Source organism: Streptomyces sp. NBC_01264, from assembly GCF_026340675.1.
GTDB lineage: Bacteria > Actinomycetota > Actinomycetes > Streptomycetales > Streptomycetaceae > Streptomyces.
In genome coordinates this window covers 922,705-943,665 of record NZ_JAPEOX010000002.1, presented here as the reverse complement: position 1 = coordinate 943,665, position 20,961 = coordinate 922,705, and the positions used below count along the sequence as shown (strand labels likewise).

Sequence of the window (20,961 nt, the reverse complement as noted above, 5' to 3'; positions counted from 1 at the left end):
CGCCGTCCCCGGATATGTGCTCCTGATCCATACAGGGCACGCTATGTCACCCTGTGGGCTCAGCTTTTGCCGCCCCGCGGGCGCCCGGGGATCAGACCGAACCGGGGGTCAGGTGGCCCGGGCCTGCGGGTCACCCCAGCTTCACCCTCACCACCTGGCTCGCCCCCTCCAGGGCGGTGAGGCTGCCGAAGCCGAGCTGGAGCGAGGCCCCGGTGCTCGCCGAGACCACGCTCCCCGGCTGGGACAGCACCTGGGTGACGGGCCGGTTCCACACGAGGGTCAGTCCCGACAGGGTGCGCGTCGGGTCCGAGACGCAGACCACGGCCGTGCCGTCGCCGGGCTCCCGCACCGTGACCGAACACGGCGCACTCGCCTGCAGGGCGCCGATCGTCGCGGGCTGCCAGAAGTTCACCCCGGTGAAGCCGAGCGAGCCCACCGTCACCCCCTGGGCGGTCGTGTTGTTGGCGAGCACCGTGAGCCATCCCGTCGCGGCGGACCGCGCCGAGGTCTGGGCGGCCGAGGCGCCCGGCATCAGCTGGTAGACGTAGCCGCCGGCGGTCGGGTTCGTCCCGTGGTCGTACCAGAGGGTCAGATAGCGCCGGGTGAGGGCCGTGGTGGAAGCGCTCCGGTTGATGTCGCTCCACCGGCCGGTGCGGGCCTCGCGCAGCGCCCGGAAGGTGCCCGAACCCGACATCACATAGCCGCCGAAGCCCGCCAGATGTGCCCAGCCGGGCCCGGGGAAGGAGGCGGTCCAGCCCAGGGTGGCCGGCTGGACCGTGCCGCCCACGGTCAGGGCGTGGGCGCCCGTCGCACCCAGATTCCGGTTGTCGATGACCGTGTCGACCGCGGCGCCGTCCGTGGAGCTGATCCCGGCGCCCAGGCAGACGACCGTGTCGTCGAGGAAGAACCAGGACTTGCGGGCCGTGAGGGTGCTGCCCAGCCCCTTCAGGTGCTGGCCCACCGAGGCGAACTCCCCGTCGGTGGTGCCGCCGACCCAGGTGGCGTCCGGCCGGGAGGCGCCCCAGTCGCCCCCGGCTCCGTCGGCCAGTGCCTTGCGGGAGACGGTGGTCCCGGGCAGCCGGTAGGGGTTGACCGTGGGCCAGAACGCGTCCGAGTACTGGCCGTTCCCGGACGTGGAGCCCCACCAGGAGAGCATGCCGCTGCCCGTGTGCCAGCCGCGCAGGTTCTCCCCGTTGCCCGTCTCGTAGTGCGTGATCCGCTTCGAGGCCATGGACAGGGAGGCCGCCCACGCCGGCCTGCGGTGGGTGGCCCGGTCCATCGAGGGGAACAGCCGGTGCGCCACCGGCTCGGGCGCCGCCGCGACCGTGCCGTCCGCCGCGACCTCCGCGAGGCGGGCCAGGGCCGACAGGCTCTGGGTGACGTCCGTCAGCGGGGGGCTGTAGTAGTCCCGCGCCGTCCAGCCCTTCACCAGTCCGCGCCAGCGCGTCCGCTCGGCGGCGGACGCACCCTCGGCGAGGAGCAGGATCGCGGCGAGGACCGAGTGCCCGCGGGTGTGGTCGTCGAGCTGCGCCTGCAGGGGATCGGCCAGTTGGACCCCCCGGCTGGGGGCCCGCCCCGATACGGCGTCCATCATCAGCCCGTTGTAGAGGAACGGCGCCCACGCGTGCTCCACCGCGTCGAAGACGATCTGAGCGCCGGGGTCCGTCACCTCCCAGGCCGTTCCCTTCAGCAGGCCGAACAGCATGCCCAGTCCGCCGAGCATGACCGAGCCGTACGAGCCGGTGTACGCGACGTAGGTGTGCTGGATGAAGGAGCCGTCCCAGTAGAGCCCGTCGCCTGAGGTGACGTACGGGAACACCGGCGTGAGCGCGTTCCGGGCCAGGGCGATCTTCGCGTCGTCGTCGCCGCCGACCACACCGCGCAGCGCGAGCACCCGGCACAGGTCCACCCGGTTCGCTCCCGTACTGGTTCCCGTGTACGAGCCGACCGAGGAATCCGGTACGAAGTGGTCCACGGCCGCGCAGTAGGCGGTGAGCTGGGCCGCCGAGAGCTGGCCGTACATCAGGACGACGGTGTCGAGCAGCGCCTGGGGGGCGCCGATCTGCCAGCACCACCAGTTTCCGTACCGCGTCTGGTTGGCGTTGTAGACCTGGGCGTGGAGATGGTCCAGCCCGGTCAGCACGGCCGTACGCAGCGCGGCGTCACCGGTGAGCCCCGTCCCCGGTCTGACGTAGGCCTCGGCCATGGTCCGCAGCCGGTAGTAGCTCTGGGCCATCCACTCGGGGTCGGTGGTGAAGACCTGGTCGGGCCAGAGCGAACCGGTCGCCGGGGCCATCGAGGAACGCCACTGCCCGGCTTGCGCACCCAGCGCGGCCAGCCGGGTGCGGAACGGCTCCGCGGTGGGGGAGGACACGGTCCCCAGGACGAGGCCCTGCCACACCGCGCGCATGGCGGCGTGCACCGAGGTCACCGTCCCGGCGGTCGCCGGGAGGACGGGGCTACCGAGCAGCACGACGCTGCCGCCGACCGCCGTGAGGAAGGCACGACGGCTCCACACATCTGTCATCACAGTCTCCTTTGACTGAAACGCTGATTCGCCCGAAACGCGGCGGCCCCCGTGTAATTCGGCTACTTCGGTTACTTCGGTCACGCACCCCCCCTTCACCTCATGCGACGTGCTCGCGGTAGCGGTCGATCACCTCCCGCAGCACCTCTGCGCCGTCGCGGGCCCACAGTCCGGGATTGAAGATCTCGACCTCGACCGGCCCCTGGTACCCCGCGGAGTCGGTCAGCTCCCGGAAGGCCCGCAGATCGATCGAGCCGTCGCCCAGCTGCCCCCGCCCCAGCAGCACGCCCTCGGGCAGGGGGGTCACCCAGTCGGCCACCTGGACGGACACGATCCGCCCGGCCTCTCCGGCCCGCCGGACCTCGGCGGGCAGCCGCTCGTCCCACCACAGGTGGTAGGAGTCGACGACCACGCCCACCCGCGACGCCGGGAACTCCTCGGCGATGTCCAGGGCCTGACCGAGGGTGGAGACCACGCAGCGGTCCGCCGCGTACATCGGGTGCAGCGGCTCGATCCCCAGACGCACCCCGAGCCCGGCGGCGTACGGGACCAGGTCGCCCAGGATGTCGACGATCCGCCGCCGGGCACCCACCAGGTCCCGGTCGCCGTCTGGCAGGCCGCCCGACACCAGGACCAGCGTGTCGGCGCCGAGCTCGGCTGCCTCCTCCACGGCACGGCGGTTGTCCTCGAGGGCGGCCGCCCGCCCGACCGGATCGGCGGCGGTGAAGAAGCCGCCCCGGCACAGCGAGCTGACGCGCAGTCCGGCCCCGGCGACCAGCTTCGCGGTCTCCCGCACCCCGAACCGCTGGACGGGATCGCGCCACAGCCCGACCGCGCCGACCCCGGCCGCGGTACACCCGGCCACCAGCTCGGGAAGCGACCACTGGCGGATCGTCTCCTGGTTCAGGCTGAACCGGGCGGGCGCCGGCGCCGGGCTCACGAGGAGACCCCGTGCAGCGCCAGCAGCTGTCGCATCCGGGCCTCGGCGAGCTCCGGGTCAGGGAACAGGCCGAGGTCGTCCGCCAGTTCGTAGGCGGTGGCCAGATGGGGGAGCGAGCGGGCCGAGTGCAGCCCGCCCACCATCGCGAAGTGCTCCTGGTGTCCCGCGAGCCAGGCCAGGAACACGACACCCGTCTTGTAGTACCGGGTGGGCGGAGCGAACAGGTGCCGGGACAGCGCCACCGTCGGATCCAGCAGCTCCCGGAATCCGGCCGTGTCGTCCCGGTCGAGGGCGAGCGCCGCCCGCGCCGCGATCGGGGCGATCGGGTCGAAGATCCCCAGCAGGGCGTCGCTGGCCAGCTCGCCGTCCCCGGCGATCAGCTCCGGATAGTGGTAATCGTCGCCCGTGTAGCAGCGCACGCCCGAGGGTAGCCGCCGCCGGATGTCCACCTCGCGCCCCGCGTCGAGCAACGAGACCTTGATGCCGTAGACCTTCTCCGGACACTCCGAAATGATCTTCAGGAAGACGTCCGTGGCCTCGTCCAGATCGGCGTGCCCCCAGTACCCCTCCAGCGCGGGGTCGAACATCGGCCCCAGCCAGTGCAGGACCACCGGCCGGGAGCTCTGCCGCAGCAGCCTCCCGTACACCTCCAGGTAGTCCTCCGGGTCGCGCGCCGCCGCGGCCAGGGCCCGGGAGGCCATCAGCACGGCCGTCGCTCCGCACTGCTCCACGTGCGCCAGCTGCTCCTCGTACGCCGCGGTGACGGCGGCCAGGGAATGCGTGGTGTCCGGAGCCAGCTGGTCGGTGCCCGCCCCGCAGACGATCCGGCCGCCCACCGACCGGGCTTCGGCGGTCGAACGGCGGATCAGCTCCGCCGCGCCGGGCCAGTCCAGGCCCATCCCGCGCTGCGCCGTGTCCATGGCCTCGGCGACCCCGAGCCCCTGCGCCCACAGCGTGTGCCGGAAGGCCAGCGTGGACTCCCAGTCGATCACCGGTCCGGATTCGGCCGAGGCGGCGAGGGGGTCGGCCACCACGTGCGCGGCCGAGTAGAAGGTGCGGCTGCGGGCCGGGCCGCAGGTGAGCGGCGCCAGCGGAGCGGTGACCGGCGCGTGGAGGCGCAGCCCGCCGTCCGCCGAGGGGAGCCGGATGCTCACAACGCCACCTCCGGGACCTCGAGCCGCCGGCCCTCCGCCGAGGAGCGGAGCCCGAGATCGGCCAGCTGCACGCCGCGGGCCCCGGCCAGCAGGTCCCACTGCCAGGGCTCGTCCCGTACGACATGGCGCAGGAAGAGCTCCCACTGGGCTTTGAAGCCGTTGTCGGCGGGGGTGTTGTCCGGGACCTCCTGCCACTGGTCGCGGAAGGTCTCGGTCAGGGGCAGGTCCGGGTTCCACACCGGCTTCGGAGTCGCCGCGCGGTGCTGGATCCGGCAGCCGCGCAGCCCGGCGACCGCCGAGCCGTGCGTCCCGTCCACCTGGAACTCCACGAGCTCGTCACGGTTGACCCGCACCGCCCAGGAGGAGTTGATCTGCGCGACGGCGCCCCCCTCCAGCTCGAAGATCCCGTACGCCGCGTCGTCCGCGGTGGCCTCGTACGGCTTGCCCTCCTCGTCCCAGCGGCGGCCGATGTGGGTGCGCGTCAGCGCCTGCACCGTGCGGACCCGGCCGAACAGCTCGTGCAGCAGGTACTCCCAGTGCGGGAACATGTCGGCGACGATGCCGCCGCCGTCCTGGGAGCGGTAGTTCCACGAGGGACGCTGGGCGGACTGCCAGTCCCCCTCGAAGACCCAGTAGCCGAACTCCCCGCGCACGGACAGGATCTCGCCGAAGAAGCCGCCGTCGATGAGCCGCTTGAGCTTCAGCAGGCCCGGCAGGAACAGCTTGTCCTGTACCACCCCGTGCTTGACGCCGGCCGCGTCGGCCAGTCGCGCGATCTCGAGCGAGGACTCGAAGGTCAGGGCGGTGGGCTTCTCGCAGTACACGTGCTTGCCGGCCGCCACGGCCTGCCGCACGGCCGCCTCGCGGGCACTGGTGACCTGGGCGTCGAAGTAGATCTCGACCTCGGGATCGGCCAGCACCGCGGTCAGGTCCGTGCTCACGTGCTCCAGGCCGTGCCGCTCCGCGATGGCCCGCAGGGCCTCCTCGCGGCGTCCGACCAGCACCGGCTCCGGCCACAGCACCGTGCCGTCGCCGAGGTCGAGCCCTCCCTGCTCGCGCAGTGCGAGCAGGGAGCGGACCAGGTGCTGGCGGTATCCCATCCGCCCGGTGACGCCGTTCATGGCGATCTTGATCGTCCTGCGCTGCACGGTGTCCCCTCCTTCGTCTTGTTGCGTGTTCCTGTGCTGAGCTGCCGAGAAAACGGATAGAAAGCGCTTTCTCTGAGATCAGGCTAGAGCCGCCGCCAGCCGGGTCGCAAGACTCTAACGGGTGATAGAAAGCGCTTTCCTCCTCGGCGACTATGGAGATGCACCCACCGGGTGAGACGATGACCCGGGACGGATCGGAAGGAGGGGATGATGGCGGTCACACTCGCCGAAGTGGCGGCGCACGCGGGCGTATCGCCCGCCACGGTCTCGCGCGTGCTCAACGGCGGATACCCGGTGGCGGGCGGCACCAGGACCCGGGTGGAGCGGGCGGTCGAAGACCTCGGCTACATCGCGAACGGCCCCGCGCGGGCCCTCGCCGCCGCGACCTCGGACCTGATCGGCGTCCTCGTCCACGACGTCGCCGACAGCTTCTTCGGGATCCTCGCCGGATCCCTGCAGAGCGCACTGGCCCCCGGCGGACAGGGCGGCCCGCGCCGGCTCGCCGTCGTCTGCAACACCGAGGGCGCCCCCGCCGCCGAACTCGACTACCTCGCCCTCCTGGAGGGCCAGCGGGCCGGCGGGGTCGTCCTGACCGGCGGCGCCGTGGAGGAGCCGGACCACACCCGGGCGCTCGCCGCCCGCCTGGCCCGCATCGCGGCCACCGGCGCCCCGGTGGTGCTGTGCGGACGGCCCCCGCTGCCCATGCCCGCCGGACTCCCCGTCGCCACCGTCATGTTCGACGACCGGGGCGGCGCCTTCCGGCTCACCGAACACCTGCTCACGCTCGGCCACCGGCACATCGCCTACGTGGCCGGCCCGCCCGGACTGAGCACCACACGGGAGCGCCTCGCCGGACACCAGGACGCCCTGCGCGAGCACGACCCCGCGCTGCCCGCGCACTGCGCCGGGCTCACCGTGCACGCCGGGTTCGAGCGCTCCGCCGGATACGACGCCACCCGTGAACTGCTCCGCCGCGGAGCGCCCTTCACCGCCGTGGCCGCCGCCAACGACACCGTCGCCACCGGCGTCGCCGCGGCCCTGCGCGAGGCCGGCCTGCGGATACCCGAGGACGTCTCCGTCGCGGGCTTCGACGACCTGCCCGTCTGCGTCGACACCGCCCCCGCCCTCACCACCGTCCGGCTGCCGCTGCGCGAAGCCGGGGTGCTCGCGGCCCAGCTCGTCACGGGCCGCCGAGCGCTGCCCCCGGGCGGCATCACCACGCTCCCCGCCGAACTGACGGTGCGCGCCTCCACCGCGCCGCCGCCCGCCGTCACCGCCGAAGGGGGCCGCCCGTGAGGTACGCCTTCTCCACCCTCGGCCTGCCCGGCACCCCGCTGGAGCGCAGCGCCGGCCTCGCCGCCGCGCACGGCTACCAGGGCCTCGAACTGCGGGCCCACCCCGAGGAGCCCCTGCACCCCGCCAGCTCCGCCGCCGACCGTGCCGCCGGCCTGCGCACCCTGACCTCCGCGGGCGTCGCCGTCCTCGGCGTCGCGGGCTACGCCCGGGTGGCCGCGCCCGGCCCCGACGAGCCCGTCCTCGCCGAGATCCAGGCGCTGGTCCAGCTCGCCGCCGACCTCGAAGCCCCCTACGTACGGGTCTTCCCCGGCGGCGGCGACCAGCCCCCGGCCGACGCCGACGACCACGCGGTCCGCAGGCTCCGGGCCGCCGCGCCGTTCGCCGAGCGGCACGGGGTGCGGATCCTGCTGGAGACCCACGACTCGCACCGCACCGCGGCCGCCACGGCCCGGGTCCTCGACCGGGTCGGGCATCCGGGCGCGGGCGCACTGTGGGACGTACTGCACACCTGGCTCGGGGGCGAGTCCCCGGCCGAGTCGAGCGGAGCCCTGGCCGGGCACCTGGGGTACGTACAGGTCAAGGACGTGGCGTCAGCGCAGGAGCTGACCCCGCTGGGGCTCGGCGAGGGCGCACTACCGCTCGCCGAGGCGGCGGCCCTCGCACCGCGGCACGGCTGGCTCTGCTGGGAGTACGAAAAGCGCTGGTACCCCGGCGCCACCGACCTCCCGGAGCGGCTCGGGCCGGGCCGGGAGCACTTGGAGCGACTGGTCCGCGCGGCGGAGTGCGAGACGGCCTAGGCGGAGTAGGTGAGCCGGGTGGGGTCGACGGGGTGGTGGAAGTCGAGGCCCCGGGCGTAGCGGGCGAGTTCCTCGACGGCCGATGCCGCCAGTCGGTCCAGTTCTCCGCCCAGGGAACCGGCCATGTGCGGGGTGAGCAGCACGTTGGGCAGGTCGTACAGCGGAGAGTCGGCGGGCAGCACCTCCGGCTCGGTGTGGTCGAGCACGGCGTGCAGCCGGCCGGAGACCAGCTCCGCGGTCAGCGCCGCGGTGTCGACGAGCGAGCCGCGCGCGGTGTTCACCAGGGTGGCCCCGTCCGGCATCAGGGCCAGGCGGGACGCGTCCAGGAGATGGCGGGTCTGCGGCAGTTCGGGGGCGTGCAGGCTCACCACGTCGCTGCGGGAGAGCAGTTCGTCCAGGGTGACGGCCTCGGCACCGAGGGCGTCGAGCCCGGCCGGATCGGCGTACGGATCGTGCACGAGCACCCGGAGGTCGAAGGGGCGCAGCAGTTCCAGCACGCGCCGGCCGATGAGGGAGGCGCCGACCAGGCCGACGGTACGGCGGAAGTTGCCGACGGCGGGGTAGTGGCGCAGCGGGTCGATGTGGCCGCGGTCCACCCGGTAGGCGTGTGCGGAGTCCAGTACGCGCTTGTTGGAGAAGAGGATGGCGGCGAGCGTGTACTCCGCGACCGGTAGCGCGTTCACGGCGGCCGAGCTGGAGACGAGCAGCCCACGTTCCCAACAGGCCGGGGTGACATGGTGTTTGACGCTTCCGGCGGTGTGCACGACCGCCCGGAGCTCCGGCATCAGCTCCAGCGCCCGCGCGTCCAGGGGAGGGCAACCCCACCCGGTGAACAGAACCTCCGCCACGGCCAGCCGCCGGCGCAGGGCCTCCTCGGAGCAGGCCGGGCCGAAGTCGGTGACGAGGAGTGCGGGGTCCACATCGGCGACGCGGACCAGCTCCGGAAGGATCCGGTCGCCCAGGACGGCGGCCCGGGTACCGGAGCTCATGGCGAGCACGGTGACCGGCCGGCGGGGCGGCGCGGAGAGAGGAGAGGAGGGGGAGGAGGGGGCGGAGTCGGGTGCGGGGTGGGTCACTTGACGGCTCCTGCGGTGAGATCCGGAGTCCCGATGGTCACAAACCCCGGCCGCGGCGCCGGGAACGACACGGGGGCGCCACGGGGCGGGACGGTACGCGGGCGGGAGCGAGCCGGGCCCCACGGGCGAAGGGCCCCGGGGCCGCCACTCCCCAAAGAGGCGGCCCCGGAGTTGTTCGCGAGCCTCATCCTTTTGCTCGGACGATCATGTCGTCAAGGGCGCATCGATGATTCGATCGAAACGCACACTCAAAACGCACATCTGGCAAGGGGAGAGGGGAACCAGCGCAGGATCCGATGCGGATCCCGGGCTACGGGCGGACGGTCAGCCGGGGAAGCAGGTCCAGATGCTGCCGCGGCCCTTCGCGCCCCGCCCCGCGGTCCTCCAGCCGGTCCAGCAGCATTCCGGCCGCCCGAGCCCCCACCTCGCGCTTGGCCGGAGCCACCGCCGACAGCGGGACGTCGGCCAGCTCGGCCACCTCGTCGTCGTACGTGATCACCGCCAGGTCCTCCGGCACCCGCACCCCCCGTGCCTGGAGCCGCGGGATCAGCATGATCGCGTCCGTGTCGCTGTGGATCAGGGCGGCGGTCACACCACCCTCGGCCACCGCCGCGCACAAGTAGTCAAGGGTCCGCGCGAAGGCCTCGGCCTCGGCGAGCGGCGCCGTCCCGGCGGCGGGCCAGGCAGGGGCCGGCTCCAGCCCGAGGGTGGCCACGGCCGCCGCGAAGCCCGTCCGCAGCCGCCCCGACGTCGGGGTCTCGCGGCTGGCCAGCGCGATCCGCTTGTGGCCCAGTTCCGACAGGTGCCGTACGGCTCGCGCCGCGCCGTCCGCGTGGTCGGAAGCGACCCGGTCCAGGGAGGCCGCCGGATGCCCAGGCGGTGCCCACCGCTCCACCAGGACGGTGGGCACCGGCAGTTCGGCCGTCCACGCCCCTTCGCCGGGGCCGGGCGATCCGGCCTGCCAGTTCGGGGTCAGGAGCAGCCCGTCGGCCCCCGTCGACAGCAACCGGTCCGCCTGCGTGCGGTCCTCGCCCACGAGGTACCGGGTCAGTCCTACGGTGAGCCGCGCGCCCCTTGCCTCGACCGCCTCGCGGGCCCCCCGGACCACGTCCGCGAAGTAGTACTCGGTGGTCGGCACGACCATCCCGATCACCAGCCCGGCGGCGCCCCGTTCCGTGCCCGTGTCCGCGGCGCCGGTCTTCACGTCAGCCGGGGTCCGGAGCTCGGCGCCCGCCGGGTCGGCCTCCAGTCGGCTGATCACCCCGTGCATCCGCCGGATCTCGCCCCGCGCCGCCATCGCCTCGACGTCCCGCCGCAGGGTCACGGGGGATATGCCCAGCTCCCCGGCGAGTTCAGCCACCCGGGCACTGCCCCGCGCCCGGACGAGGGCGAGCACCCGGGCCTGGCGCTGGTCGACATGTGGTCTCAAGGATCCCCCTGCGGTGTGCCTGGTCCGTGGTGCCTGGTCCGTGGTGCGCGTGCCGCTCGATTCCACCACAGAAAGCCGAAACGATCGATTCGATCGAATCCGGTCGACGTGGCCTCGCCCGGTTCCTCGATCTCCGGCCACCGGCGCCGACATCCGCGAGGTCTTTTGCGATCGCGTGAACTTCTACGCCACCCCCGAACCGGGCGAGGCGGCCGTCGCGGCCGACCGGGACCTCGCGGTCTGCTCCGTGGACGAGGGGCCGGGCCATCGGAAAGCGGCTCGCCGACCTCTTCTGAAGGCACCCGCCCGGGACCTTCCCCGGCGCTGGAGGCGGAGCTTGGAGGAGCCCCCGCGGATGCCCGCTCCCGTTCCGGGGCCCTGCGGCGATCTACACTGCCGTCCTGCCGATCACGTGCCGGACGACTGCGGAGGAACGAAAGAATGCGCCATCTCACCCTGGGCAGTTCAGGTCTCAAGGTCTCGGCGATCGGGCTCGGCTGCAACAATTTCGGCGGCCGCCTCGACGCCAGGGCCACCCGTACCGTCGTCGACGCCGCACTGGACGCGGGCATCACCCTCCTCGACACCGCCGACATCTACGGGGGCGCCGGAGGCTCCGAAAGCCATCTCGGCGAGGCCCTCAAGGGGCGCCGGGACCAGGTCGTCCTCGCCACCAAGTTCGGCTTCGCCGGCGTGGACATGGGCTACGGACCCGCCGCCGGCTCCCGCGCCGGCCGCGCCTACATCCGGCGCGCGGTCGAAGCGTCCCTGACCCGCCTGGGGACCGACTACATCGACCTCTACCAACTCCACAGCCCCGACCCGGACGTTCCCATGGCCGAGACGCTCGCGGCGCTCACCGATCTCGTCACCGAGGGCAAGATCCGCTACATCGGGCACTCCAACTTCAGCGGATGGCAGCTCGCCGAAGCCGCCCACGTGGCCCGCGAGACCGGCGCGGCGCCCTTCGTGTCGGCCCAGAACGAATGGTCGCTGCTCCAGCGGTCGGCGGAGCGCGAGCTCGTCCCGGCCGCCCTCCACTACGGAGTGGGCGTGCTGCCGTACTTCCCGCTGGCCAACGGGCTGCTGACCGGAAAGATCCGCCGGGGCGCGCCCGTCCCCGCGGGCTCCCGCCTCGAAGGCCGCGACGCCTACCTCACCGACGAGCGCCTCGACATCGTGGAAGCCCTGGTGGCGCTCGGCGACAAGCACGGCCGCACCGTGCTGGAACTCGCCATCGGCTGGCTCTCCGCCCAGCCCGGCTGCGCCTCCGTCATCGCGGGCGCCACCTCCGCCGAGCAGGTACGGGCCAACGCGGCCGTCGCCGACCGGCCGCTCGACGCCGAACTCCTCGCGGAGGTCGACGCCGTCGCGGCGGCTACCGCCGGCTGACCGGAGTCCTGCCTCGGTCCCGCCTTCAGGACGCGTCGGGCGACGGACTCCCGGAAGCGGACTCCGACGGGGACGCGGATCCGGACGCGGACGCCGATGCCGAGGCCGACGTACTCGCCGACGGGCTGGCGGAAGCCGTGCCCGTCGGCGCCCCGGACAGGACCTCCACCTGGCCGGTGTCCAGCGAGTAGTAGCCGCCGACCACGGCCAGCGAGCCCTTCGCCACCAGGGGGGCCAGATCCGCGTTGGCCCGCAGTTCGTCCGCCGTCACCTTGATCTGGTTGCGGATCATCGTGTCGACCGGGTCGGAGCCCGGGTCCTTGACCGTCAGCTCGTACGCCGGCACCAGCGCCTTCTCGATCGCCCGCAGGTTGCCGGGCAGCGGGTCGCCGTCCCGCAACGCCTTGTACGAGGCGTCGATGGCCCCGCAGCGCTGGTGCCCGAGGACCAGGATCAGCGGAGTGCCCGCCGTCATCGGCCCGAACTCCACCGACCCGGTCACCACCGGGCCGACCGCCTGCCCGCCCGTACGCAGGACGAACAGGTCGCCGAGCCCGGTGTCGAAGAGCAGCTCAGGCGGCACCCGGGAGTCGATGCACGCCAGGATCACGCCGTACGGATCCTGCGCCTGCGCCACCAGCTCACGGCGGTCCGGATCCCGGTCGGGGTGGTTGAGGCTGCCGCTCACCCAGCGCTTGTTGCCCTCCATCAGGCGGCTGTACGCGCCCTCGGGGGTGCTCGGCCTGGGCTCCGGCGCGGCCGTCGTCGTCCGCTTCGGGGTGCTCTTCGCCGAGCATCCCGTGAGCAGGGCCGCGGCGGCCGTGAGGCCTCCCGTCAGCACGAACCTGCGAGGCGGAAGTCCTGCTCTGTCCATCGGGTCGTACCCCTCGGTGCCGTTCGGACGCGTCCGTACGTCCTGACCGAGGGCGATTCTTGGGGGGTACGGGCCGCAGGGGCGGCAGGCTCACGCGGGGCCGTCCGAGTTGGCACCCGACGGCCGAACGGGACCGCGCGTCGGAGCACGGTCCCGTTCGGCGGTAGCCGCGGCCTCCGGCGCGCAGCCTCAGGCACGCGGCCTCAGTCCCGCGGCCGCAGTCCCGCAGCCTCAGGACACGATGTCCTTGCGCGCGAACCCGCGGAACGCCAGCGCGAACAGCACCACGGCGTACGACACCGACACCACCGTTCCCTTGATCATCCCGCCCCATTCGAGCTGCGGCTGCAAGGCGTCGGCCCAGGCGAACTGCCAGTGCGCCGGCAGGAACTCCCGCCAGGAGCCCAGGGCCGTCACCGCGTCCAGCACGTTCCCGACGATCGTCAGCCCGACCGCCCCGCCCACCGCACCCAGCGGCGCGTCCGTCCGCGTCGACAGCCAGAACGCCAGCCCGGCCGTGACCAGCTGCGACACGAAGACGAAGGCCACGGCGATCGCGAGCCGCCCGACCGTGTCCCCGGCCGGCAGCGAGCCGCCCGCGGGGAGCTCCAGCGGACCCCATCCGTAGGCCGCCGTACCCGCGGCGAGCGCCACCAGCGGCAGCAGCACCATCGCGGCCAGGCTGAACCCGAGGGCCACCACCAGCTTGCTCCACAGCAGTCGTGCCCTGGGCACGGGGGAGGCCAGCAGGTAGCGCAGCGAGGACCAGCTCGCCTCGGAGGCCACCGTGTCCCCGCAGAACAGCGCCACCGGCACCACCAGCAGGAACCCGGCCGACACGAACAGGCAGGTGGCCGCGAAGTTCGCGCCCGAGGCCGTCGCCGTGTCGATGAGGGTGATCCGGCCGTCGTCGCCGCCGCGGCTGCCGGGGCCGCCGCCGACCGCGAAGGCGATCATCAGGATGAAGGGCAGCGCGGCCAGGATCCCGCCCATCACCAGCGTCCGCCGTCGGCGCCACTGCCGCAGCGCCTCCACGCGCAGCGGCAGCGTCCGGTTCGCCCGGTAGCCGTGGGCGACCTCGCGGCCGATGCCGTCCGGCGTCACGTCGCCGTTCGCGGGCGAGGCCGCGCCGGTGGCCCCGTTCCCGTTCCCGTTCGCGTCCACATCCGTCACGGTGTTCATGCCGCGCCTCCGATCAGGGTGAGGAACGCGTCTTCGAGCCGCCGGTGCGGCCCCACTCCAGAGACCGGCACCTCCAGCCGTACGAGTTCGGCGATCAGCTCGGCGGCGCTCGCGCCGTCCAGCCGTACGAGCAGACCGTCCTCGGCGCGCGCCACGGACTCCACTCCCTCCAACGCGGCGATCTTCCCGACGGCCGACTCGTCCACCGGCCGCGCCAGCGACACCAGCAGGACGTCCCCGCCGCCGGTGATCTCGGCGACCTCGCCCGCCTGGACGAGCCGGCCGCGGTCCATGACCACCAGGTGCGTGCAGGACTGCTCGACCTCCGACAGCAGGTGGCTGGAGACGATGACCGTCCGCCCGCCGGCCGCGTACCGGATCATCACGTCGCGCATCTCGCGGATCTGCGGCGGGTCCAGACCGTTGGTCGGTTCGTCGAGGATCAGCAGGTCCGGCATGCCGAGCATGGCCTGCGCGATCGCGAGGCGCTGGCGCATGCCCTGCGAGTACGTGCGTACCGCCCGCTCCAGCGCGTCGCCGAGCCCGGCGATGTCCAGGGCCTCCTCCATGTGGGAGTCGGCGGCGGGGCGGCCCGTGGCCTGCCAGTACAGCTCCAGGTTGGCGCGCCCGGTCAGGTGCGGCAGGAAGCCGGCACCCTCCACGAACGCCCCGACCCGCGAGAGCACGGGCGCGCCGGCCCGCACCTGGTGTCCGAAGACCCGGATCTCCCCGGCATCCGGAGTGATCAGGCCCATCAGCATCCGCAGGGTCGTGGTCTTGCCCGCGCCGTTGGGTCCGAGCAGGCCGAGCACCTGGCCCTTCTCCACCCGGAAGGACAGGTCCCGTACGGCGTACCGGTCCTGCGCCTTCGCATAGCGCTTGGTCAGCCCGGTGATCTCCAGCGGTACGTCGGCCAGCGCCGGGTCCGGCTGCGCCGCGCCCGCCCGTGCCCCGCCCTTAGGCGTGCCGCCCGGCCGGCGGCCGCCGGTCCTGCGGATCCCCACCAGCGCCGCGGCCAGCAGCGCGGCTCCGAGCGGCATCCACCAGGTCCAGGCGGGCAGCCCGGAGGACGCCGTGCGCACCCCGCCCGCGACGGGCACGGCCAGGGGGCCCTGCGCCGAGACGGTGTAGGTCGCCGGCGCGGCCGGGGAGGCGTAGCCGAGGTCGGTGGCGGCGACGACGAGCCGCAGCCGGTGCCCGGCCTCGACCGCGTGGTCGATCGCGGGCAGCCGCAGCTCCACGGTCTTGTCCTGCTGCGCGTCCTCCACCCGGATCGGGGCCACCAGCTGGCTCGGCAGCACCTGCTGGCGTCCGTCGGGGCTGACGTCGTACACCTTGCCGAACAGGACGGCCGAACCGTCCGCAGCTGTAGACCTCACCTTCAGGGTGATGGTCGGGGTCCCGGTGATCCGGGTCTCGGAGGTCAGCGGCTCCGAGTCGAACCGGGCGTTCTGCCCGGGGAAGTCCAGCGAGAGGCCGCCTCCGAGGGCGGCGAGCTGCCCGCCGATGCCGGGCAGCGCGGACAGCGCGGGCGGGGCCCCGCCGGCCGGGTTGGCGAAGGTCTGCTCCCGGCCGGTCAGCGCGAACTCGCGCGGCCCGGACACCAGCCCGGGATAGGTGGAGCCGCTCGCTCCGCGCAGGGTGACCTGGCCGTCGGTGGAGTCGATGCCGCCGGAGCGCGAGACGCGGAAGGCGGTACCGGTGTCCACGGACGTGTCGCCCTTCAGGTACCGGTCGAACCAGGACTTCGTCCGGTCCTCGACGCGGTCCGCCTCGCGCATGCCCCCGTCGTGGCCGCCGGCCGCCCAGTCCACGGAGACGGGCGCGCCGTTGGCGGCGATGGCCCGGGCCATCGCGTCGGCCTGGTCCAGCGGGAAGAGGGAGTCGTCCTGGCCCTGCGTGATCAGGGTCGGCACCTTGATCGCGCCGCCGACCGCCGAGGGACTGCGCCGCTCCAGCAGTGCCCGGGCCTCGGGGTCGGGCTTGCCGGCCACCGCGACCCGCTCGTACATGGCGCACAGCTCCGGCTGGAAGCGTCCGCAGCCTGGTGCGGGCGGGGTCGCCTGCGGGGTCGCCCGCGGGGCGGCGCCCTGGGCGGAGGCGCCCGGCTGCAGCCCGCTCGCCGAACCGGTGGTGAAGAAGAGTCCCGCCCACAGCTTCTTGAAGACGCCGTTCGGGAAGAGGGAGTCCGCGAGGTTCCAGTAGGTGATCGAGGGGGCGATGGCGTCGACGCGCGGGTCGTTGCCGGCCGCGAGCAGGGAGATCGCCCCGCCGTAGGAGCCGCCCGCGATTCCGACGCGCGGATCTCCCGCCGCGTCGAGCCGCACCCCGGGCCGGGCGGCGATCCAGTCGATCAGCCGGGAGACGTCCTTGACCTCGTACTCGGGGTCGTTCAGGCCGATCTTCCCGCCGGAGCGGCCGAATCCGCGCGCGGACCAGGTCAGTACGGCGTAGCCGTCGCGCGCGAGGCGCTCGGCCTGCGGGCGCATGTCCTCCTTGCTGCCGCCGAAACCGTGGGCGAGGAGCACGGCGGGACGTTTCGCCCCACCGTCCCCCGAGGTGTCCCCACTGGTGAAGTACGAGATGTCGATCCCGGCGCCGGGCATGTCGAGGACCTTGTCCTCGCGGCGCACGGACGGGGCGTCGCCGGCCGCGGCGGTGGCCGTGAGGGTGCCCGCCCCCGCGACGACGGCGAGCGCGGCGGCGCCCGCGAGCAGGCGGCTTCGGCGGCGCCGGGGCAGTCGGAGCTTCATACGGGAACCCTAAGCGCCAGGCCGCCGGTGGCCGCGCTCCCCCAGGCTGAACTGCGGACGTCCTGAAGGACTACACCGTCCGGTCGGCATACCGCACCTGCGGTACACGACCCGACCCGGCCCACCGGCCGAGCCCGACTCGGGCCCCCGGGCTGCGGTGGTCGGGGTGGGGCGGGAGGATGGCCGCATGCTGTTGGTCGAGGTTGCGCGGGTGTCGCGGGAGGTTGCCGGGACCTCCGCCCGGTCGGGGAAGATCGGGCGGCTCGCGGAGTTGTTCGCCGTCGCGTCGCCCGAGGAAGCGGCGCTGGTCGTCTCCTACCTGGCCGGGAGGCTTCCGCAGGGGCGTCCGGGGATCGGGTGGCGCGCGCTCGCCGGGGAGGTCGAACCGGCCGCCGGACCCACCCTGACCGTGACCGCCGTCGACGAGGCCGTCACCCGGCTCGCCGCCGTGGCCGGGGCCGGCTCCCAGGCCGAACGCCGCCGGATCCTGGACGCGCTGCTCGGCGCCGCCACCGCGGACGAGCAGCGGTTCCTGCGCAGCCTGCTCGGCGGGGAGGTGCGCCAGGGCGCGCTCGACGCCGTGGCCCTGGAAGGGGTGGCCGCCGCGGCCGGGGTGCCCGCCGCCGCCCTGCGCCGGGCCGCGATGCTCGACGGGTCCCTGCCCCGGGTGGCGGCGGCCGTGCTCGCCGACGGGGAGGCGGCCCTGCGCGGGGTCACTCTGCGCGTGGGGCAGCCCGTACAGCCCATGCTGGCGAACACCGCCAAGTCGGTCGCCGCGGCGCTGGCCGCGCTCGGGCCGTGCGCGGTGGAGGAGAAGCTCGACGGGATCCGGGTGCAGGTCCACCGCGAAGGGGACGACGTACGGCTGTACACGCGCTCCCTCGACGAGATCACCGACCGGCTGTCGGAGGTGGCCGAGCTGGCCCGGTCCTTTCCGGGGGAGCGGTTCATCCTCGACGGCGAGGTCATCGGGCGCTCCGCGGCGGACGGGCGGCCGGTGCCGTTCCAGGAGGTGGCGAGCCGGGTGGGCTCCCGCACCGACGTCGAGGCCGCCCGGCGGACCCTGCCGGTCGTCCCCTACTTCTTCGACGTGCTGGTGGCGGGGGACCGCGTACTGCTCGACCTGCCGGTGCGCGAACGGTACGCGGCGCTCACCGCCCTGGTACCGGAGGAGTTCCGGGTCGGCCGGCTCGTGGTCGAGGACCCGGCGGCGCAGGCGGCCGAGGCGGAGGAGTTCTGGACGCGGACCCTGGGCCGGGGGCACGAGGGCGTCATGTTCAAGGCCCTCGACTCCACCTACGCGGCCGGCCGGCGCGGCAAACACTGGCTCAAGGTGAAACCGGTGCACACCCTGGACCTGGTGGTGCTCGCCGTCGAGCGGGGCCACGGCCGCCGCACCGGCCTGCTGTCCAATCTCCACCTCGGCGCCCGGACCGCCGACGGCGGCTACGCGATGCTCGGCAAGACCTTCAAGGGCCTGACCGACGAGATGCTGCGCTGGCAGACCGGGCGGCTCGGAGAGCTCGCGGTCGAGGACGACGGCTACACGGTCCGGGTGCGCCCCGAACTGGTGGTGGAGATCGCCTACGACGGCCTGCAGCGCTCCCCGCGCTACCCGGCCGGGGTCGCCCTGCGCTTCGCCCGCGTCCTGCGCCACCGCCCCGACAAGCGGGCGCAGGACGCCGACACCGTGGAGACGGTGCTCGGCACGGAGTGAGGGTGGATGGGGGGGGGGGGGGGGGGTATTTGCCTCAGAGGCAAGGCGGATTGCCAGAGAGGTAAAGGTCTGGCTCAATCGGGGCATGACAACCGGTCCTGCCCCCGGCCCCGACGAAGCGGCCGACCCAGACCCCGGCGCTCCCGACCCCGGCGCCCCGGGCGGCCCCGCCCCCGAAGCCGAGCTGCCCACCGTGGCCCCACAGCTGCGCGATCTGCGCCGCCGGGCCGGACTCACCCTGGAGGCCGCCGCCGCCCGGGCCCGGCTCTCGCCGGCGCACCTGTCGCGGCTGGAGACCGGCCGCCGCCAGCCCTCACTGCCGCTGCTGCTGGGACTCGCCCGCACCTACGGCACCACCGTCTCGGAACTGCTCGGGGAGACCCCGGCCGTAGCCGATCCCATCGTACGGGCCGGCGGTCCGGGCGCCCGCGAGGCGGACGGCTGGACGTACTGGCAGGCCGGCGGCTCCGGCCGCGGGATGCAGGCGCTGCGCGTGCACGTCCCCCACGGCCGCAGCCAGGGCGAGCTGGTCCGCGTACATCCCGGGGAGGAGTGGCTGTACGTGCTGCAGGGGCGGCTGCGGCTGCACCTGGGGGAGACCGAGTACCTGCTGGAGCCCGGGGACAGCGCGCACTTCGACTCGCTCACCGCGCACCGGATCGGAGCGGCCTCGGCCGCCGGGGCGGAGCTGCTGTTCGTCCACACCCTGCTGCAGAGCAGCCTGGCCGGTCTGTGCCTCGGCGGCGGGACCGGTACGACCACACACCACCGATAGGCGAGGAGCCCGTACGCCATGCCCGAGACGCAGCAGACCCAGCAGGCGCAACAGACCCCGCAGCACCAGCCAACCCCGCAGCCCCAGCAAACCCCGCAGACCCAGCAGTCGAAGTTTCCGCGCGGTCTCATCATCCGGCTCATCGCCTACTTGTTCGTAGGTCACCTGTTCGCGTTCTTCGTCTACCTGCTGTTCGTGCTGGGTGCGCAAAACCAGTGACAGCGGGCCGGAATTTCCGTACACGGCTCTAGGAACCTACAGGTCCTGAAGCTACCCTCCGCGCATGATTTCCACGGTTGTCTGGGGTACCGGCAACGTCGGCCGTTTGGCCATCCGTGCCGTAGAGGCCCATCCGGCGCTGAAGTTGGCCGCCGTCATCGTCCACAATCCGGAAAAGGTCGGCCGCGACGCCGGTGAACTCGGCGAACTCGACTACGAGACGGGCGTAGCGGCCACCGACGACATCGAGGCGGTGCTCGCGGCCCGTCCGCGGGCGGTCGTCTACGCGGCGTCGGGCGACATCCGCCCCGACGACGCGCTCGCCGACATCACCCGGGCGATCCGCTCCGGGGCCGTCGTCGTGAGCCCCGCCCTCTATCCGCTCTACGACTACCGCAGCGCCCCACCGGAGTTCCTCGATCCGGTGACCGCCGCGGTCGCGGAGGGCGGCGGTTCGCTCTTCGCCTCCGGCGTCGACCCCGGCTGGGGCAACGACGTGCTCCCGCTGCTGCTCAGCGGGCTCGGCACCCGTATCGACGTCATCCGCTGCCAGGAGATCTTCGACTACTCCACCTACGACCAGCCGGACTCCGTCCGCTACCTCATCGGCATGGGCCAGCCCATGGACTACGAGCCGATGATGCTCATGCCGTCGATCCCGAGCATGGTGTGGGGCGGGCAGATACGGATGATGGCCCGGGCGCTGGGCGTCGAACTCGACGACATCCGCGAGACCGTGGAGCGCCGCGCCCTCGACACCACCGTCACCACGCGCACGATGGGCGAGTTCGAGGGCGGCACCCAGGGCGCCATCCGCTTCGAGGTGCAGGGGATCGTCGAGGGCGAACCCCGCATCGTCATCGAGCACGTCACCCGCATCCACGCCTCCTGCGCCCCCGACTGGCCGAGCCCGCCCGACGGCGGCGACGGCGCCCACCGGGTCGTCATCGAGGGCCGCCCGCACATCGAGGTCACCATCGAGGCCACCGACGAGGGCGAGAACCGCTCCGCCGGCGGCAACGCCACCGCCGTCGGACGCCTCGTCGGAGCCATCGACTGGCTGGTCGAGGCCGAACCGGGGCTCTACGACGCCCTGGACGTCCCCCTGCGCCCCGCCGTCGGCAAACTCGGAAGGAAACTGCCATGAGGATCGACATACCCGAAGGCCAGCACCCCATCGAGTACGTGTGGGGCGACCTGGTACCCGGCATCGGCATGGCCGCCGCCAACTTCTCCCTCTCGGTGTACGCCCACACCACCCTGGGGCTGCGGGAGTTCGAGGCTGCGCGGCTGCGCGTCGCGCAGATCAACGGCTGCATCCTCTGCCTGGACTGGCGCACCGACAGGGACGGGGAGAAGGTCGAGGACGAGTTCCCCGAGGCCGTCACCGAGTGGCGCACCACGGACCGCTTCGACGAGCGCACCCGGCTCGCGGCGGAGTACGCGGAGCGGTACTGCCTGGACCACCACGGCCTGGACGAGGAGTTCTGGGACCGGATGACGGCACGCTACAGCCAGGTGGAGATCGTGGAGCTGACCATGAGCATCGGCTCCTGGCTGGCCTTCGGCCGGCTCAACCACGTGCTCGGCCTCGACAGCGTCTGCGTGCTGCCGGGCCACTGAGAGCGGTCCACCGTGCGCGGAGCGCGTGCGGTGGGCACACGGGTCCGGGGCCGTCGGAG

Annotated in this window: 17 protein-coding genes; 8 read left to right on the top strand and 9 right to left on the bottom strand. The window is 73.4% G+C overall.

The features are described from left to right. Nucleotides 1-130: 130 nt before the first annotated feature. The 4 genes from OG435_RS37135 to OG435_RS37120 all read right to left on the bottom strand — a co-directional run bounded on the left by OG435_RS37135 (nucleotide 131) and on the right by OG435_RS37120 (nucleotide 5,742). Complete coding sequence (locus OG435_RS37135; protein ID WP_266883887.1) at nucleotides 131-2,527, bottom strand: polysaccharide lyase 8 family protein; 2,397 nt, start codon at nucleotides 2,525-2,527, stop codon at nucleotides 131-133. Between the two features lie 100 nt (nucleotides 2,528-2,627). Beyond that, nucleotides 2,628-3,467: a sugar phosphate isomerase/epimerase family protein gene (locus tag OG435_RS37130; RefSeq protein WP_266883885.1), complete on the bottom strand. Its 840-nt coding sequence runs from the start codon at nucleotides 3,465-3,467 to the stop codon at nucleotides 2,628-2,630. After that, nucleotides 3,464-4,621 carry a dihydrodipicolinate synthase family protein gene (locus OG435_RS37125; RefSeq protein ID WP_266883883.1) on the bottom strand — a complete coding sequence of 386 codons (1,158 nt, stop codon included), beginning with the start codon at nucleotides 4,619-4,621 and terminating at the stop codon, nucleotides 3,464-3,466. The genes OG435_RS37130 and OG435_RS37125 overlap by 4 nt, the downstream gene beginning before the upstream one ends. Beyond that, a complete protein-coding gene (locus OG435_RS37120; protein ID WP_430625843.1) occupies nucleotides 4,618-5,742 on the bottom strand; it encodes a Gfo/Idh/MocA family protein in 1,125 nt (374 codons plus the stop codon). The genes OG435_RS37125 and OG435_RS37120 overlap by 4 nt, the downstream gene beginning before the upstream one ends. 237 nt (nucleotides 5,743-5,979) lie before the next feature. Here OG435_RS37120 and OG435_RS37115 point away from each other — a divergent pair, with 237 nt between their 5' ends. Together OG435_RS37115 and OG435_RS37110 are read left to right on the top strand one after the other, a co-directional pair. Further along, nucleotides 5,980-7,065, top strand: coding sequence for a LacI family DNA-binding transcriptional regulator (locus OG435_RS37115; RefSeq protein ID WP_266883879.1), 1,086 nt, complete (start codon nucleotides 5,980-5,982; stop codon nucleotides 7,063-7,065). Further along, nucleotides 7,062-7,862 carry a sugar phosphate isomerase/epimerase family protein gene (locus tag OG435_RS37110; RefSeq protein ID WP_266883877.1) on the top strand — a complete coding sequence of 267 codons (801 nt, stop codon included), beginning with the start codon at nucleotides 7,062-7,064 and terminating at the stop codon, nucleotides 7,860-7,862. Before OG435_RS37115 ends, OG435_RS37110 begins: the two co-directional genes overlap by 4 nt. Here OG435_RS37110 and OG435_RS37105 read toward each other — a convergent pair. Next, complete coding sequence (locus OG435_RS37105; protein WP_266886421.1) at nucleotides 7,859-8,851, bottom strand: hydroxyacid dehydrogenase; 993 nt, start codon at nucleotides 8,849-8,851, stop codon at nucleotides 7,859-7,861. The two genes, OG435_RS37110 and OG435_RS37105, sit on opposite strands and share 4 nt — an antisense overlap. A 397-nt stretch (nucleotides 8,852-9,248) precedes the next feature. After that, a complete protein-coding gene (locus OG435_RS37100; RefSeq protein ID WP_266883875.1) occupies nucleotides 9,249-10,367 on the bottom strand; it encodes a LacI family DNA-binding transcriptional regulator in 1,119 nt (372 codons plus the stop codon). A gap of 441 nt (nucleotides 10,368-10,808) precedes the next feature. On the opposite strand from OG435_RS37100, the gene OG435_RS37095 reads away from it, so the two are divergent. Continuing rightward, complete coding sequence (locus tag OG435_RS37095) at nucleotides 10,809-11,759, top strand: aldo/keto reductase (protein WP_266883873.1); 951 nt, start codon at nucleotides 10,809-10,811, stop codon at nucleotides 11,757-11,759. 25 nt (nucleotides 11,760-11,784) lie between these two features. Here OG435_RS37095 and OG435_RS37090 read toward each other — a convergent pair whose 3' ends face one another. The 3 genes from OG435_RS37090 to OG435_RS37080 form a co-directional block, all read right to left on the bottom strand. Next, nucleotides 11,785-12,633: a carbonic anhydrase gene (locus OG435_RS37090; protein WP_266883871.1), complete on the bottom strand. Its 849-nt coding sequence runs from the start codon at nucleotides 12,631-12,633 to the stop codon at nucleotides 11,785-11,787. A gap of 231 nt (nucleotides 12,634-12,864) precedes the next feature. Then, the gene (locus OG435_RS37085; protein WP_266883869.1) at nucleotides 12,865-13,815 is read right to left on the bottom strand and encodes an ABC transporter permease; all 951 of its coding nucleotides are present in this window, start codon (nucleotides 13,813-13,815) and stop codon (nucleotides 12,865-12,867) included. Beyond that, on the bottom strand, nucleotides 13,812-16,568 hold the full coding sequence (locus tag OG435_RS37080; protein WP_266883867.1) for an alpha/beta fold hydrolase: 2,757 nt from the start codon (nucleotides 16,566-16,568) through the stop codon (nucleotides 13,812-13,814). The genes OG435_RS37085 and OG435_RS37080 overlap by 4 nt, the downstream gene beginning before the upstream one ends. A 187-nt stretch (nucleotides 16,569-16,755) precedes the next feature. Between OG435_RS37080 and OG435_RS37075 the strand changes: the two genes are divergently transcribed. From OG435_RS37075 to OG435_RS37055, 5 genes are all read left to right on the top strand, one after another. After that, on the top strand, nucleotides 16,756-18,285 hold the full coding sequence (locus OG435_RS37075; protein WP_266883865.1) for an ATP-dependent DNA ligase: 1,530 nt from the start codon (nucleotides 16,756-16,758) through the stop codon (nucleotides 18,283-18,285). An 85-nt stretch (nucleotides 18,286-18,370) separates the two neighbouring features. Beyond that, nucleotides 18,371-19,060, top strand: a complete 690-nt coding sequence (locus tag OG435_RS37070) for a helix-turn-helix domain-containing protein (protein WP_266883863.1) — start codon at nucleotides 18,371-18,373, stop codon at nucleotides 19,058-19,060. An 18-nt stretch (nucleotides 19,061-19,078) separates the two neighbouring features. Continuing rightward, entirely contained in the window at nucleotides 19,079-19,279 is a 201-nt protein-coding gene (locus tag OG435_RS37065) for a DUF6126 family protein (protein WP_266883861.1), read from the top strand. A 64-nt stretch (nucleotides 19,280-19,343) separates the two neighbouring features. Continuing rightward, nucleotides 19,344-20,426: an NAD(P)H-dependent amine dehydrogenase family protein gene (locus tag OG435_RS37060; protein WP_266883859.1), complete on the top strand. Its 1,083-nt coding sequence runs from the start codon at nucleotides 19,344-19,346 to the stop codon at nucleotides 20,424-20,426. Further along, the gene (locus OG435_RS37055) at nucleotides 20,423-20,902 is read left to right on the top strand and encodes a carboxymuconolactone decarboxylase family protein (RefSeq protein WP_266883857.1); all 480 of its coding nucleotides are present in this window, start codon (nucleotides 20,423-20,425) and stop codon (nucleotides 20,900-20,902) included. The genes OG435_RS37060 and OG435_RS37055 overlap by 4 nt, the downstream gene beginning before the upstream one ends. Nucleotides 20,903-20,961: the final 59 nt, after the last annotated feature.

Excerpts from the sequence above, each read along its gene's own strand:
- OG435_RS37055 (WP_266883857.1), top strand. The coding sequence starts at position 20,423 with ATGAGGATCGACATACCCGAAGGCCAGCACCCCATCGAGTACGTGTGG.
- OG435_RS37135 (WP_266883887.1), bottom strand. The coding sequence starts at position 2,527 with ATGACAGATGTGTGGAGCCGTCGTGCCTTCCTCACGGCGGTCGGCGGC.
- OG435_RS37060 (WP_266883859.1), top strand. The coding sequence starts at position 19,344 with ATGATTTCCACGGTTGTCTGGGGTACCGGCAACGTCGGCCGTTTGGCC.
- OG435_RS37105 (WP_266886421.1), bottom strand. The coding sequence starts at position 8,851 with ATGAGCTCCGGTACCCGGGCCGCCGTCCTGGGCGACCGGATCCTTCCG.
- OG435_RS37080 (WP_266883867.1), bottom strand. The coding sequence starts at position 16,568 with ATGAAGCTCCGACTGCCCCGGCGCCGCCGAAGCCGCCTGCTCGCGGGC.
- OG435_RS37115 (WP_266883879.1), top strand. The coding sequence starts at position 5,980 with ATGGCGGTCACACTCGCCGAAGTGGCGGCGCACGCGGGCGTATCGCCC.
- OG435_RS37075 (WP_266883865.1), top strand. The coding sequence starts at position 16,756 with ATGCTGTTGGTCGAGGTTGCGCGGGTGTCGCGGGAGGTTGCCGGGACC.
- OG435_RS37120 (WP_430625843.1), bottom strand. The coding sequence starts at position 5,742 with ATGAACGGCGTCACCGGGCGGATGGGATACCGCCAGCACCTGGTCCGC.
- OG435_RS37095 (WP_266883873.1), top strand. The coding sequence starts at position 10,809 with ATGCGCCATCTCACCCTGGGCAGTTCAGGTCTCAAGGTCTCGGCGATC.
- OG435_RS37090 (WP_266883871.1), bottom strand. The coding sequence starts at position 12,633 with ATGGACAGAGCAGGACTTCCGCCTCGCAGGTTCGTGCTGACGGGAGGC.
- OG435_RS37085 (WP_266883869.1), bottom strand. The coding sequence starts at position 13,815 with ATGAACACCGTGACGGATGTGGACGCGAACGGGAACGGGAACGGGGCC.
- OG435_RS37070 (WP_266883863.1), top strand. The coding sequence starts at position 18,371 with ATGACAACCGGTCCTGCCCCCGGCCCCGACGAAGCGGCCGACCCAGAC.
- OG435_RS37065 (WP_266883861.1), top strand. The coding sequence starts at position 19,079 with ATGCCCGAGACGCAGCAGACCCAGCAGGCGCAACAGACCCCGCAGCAC.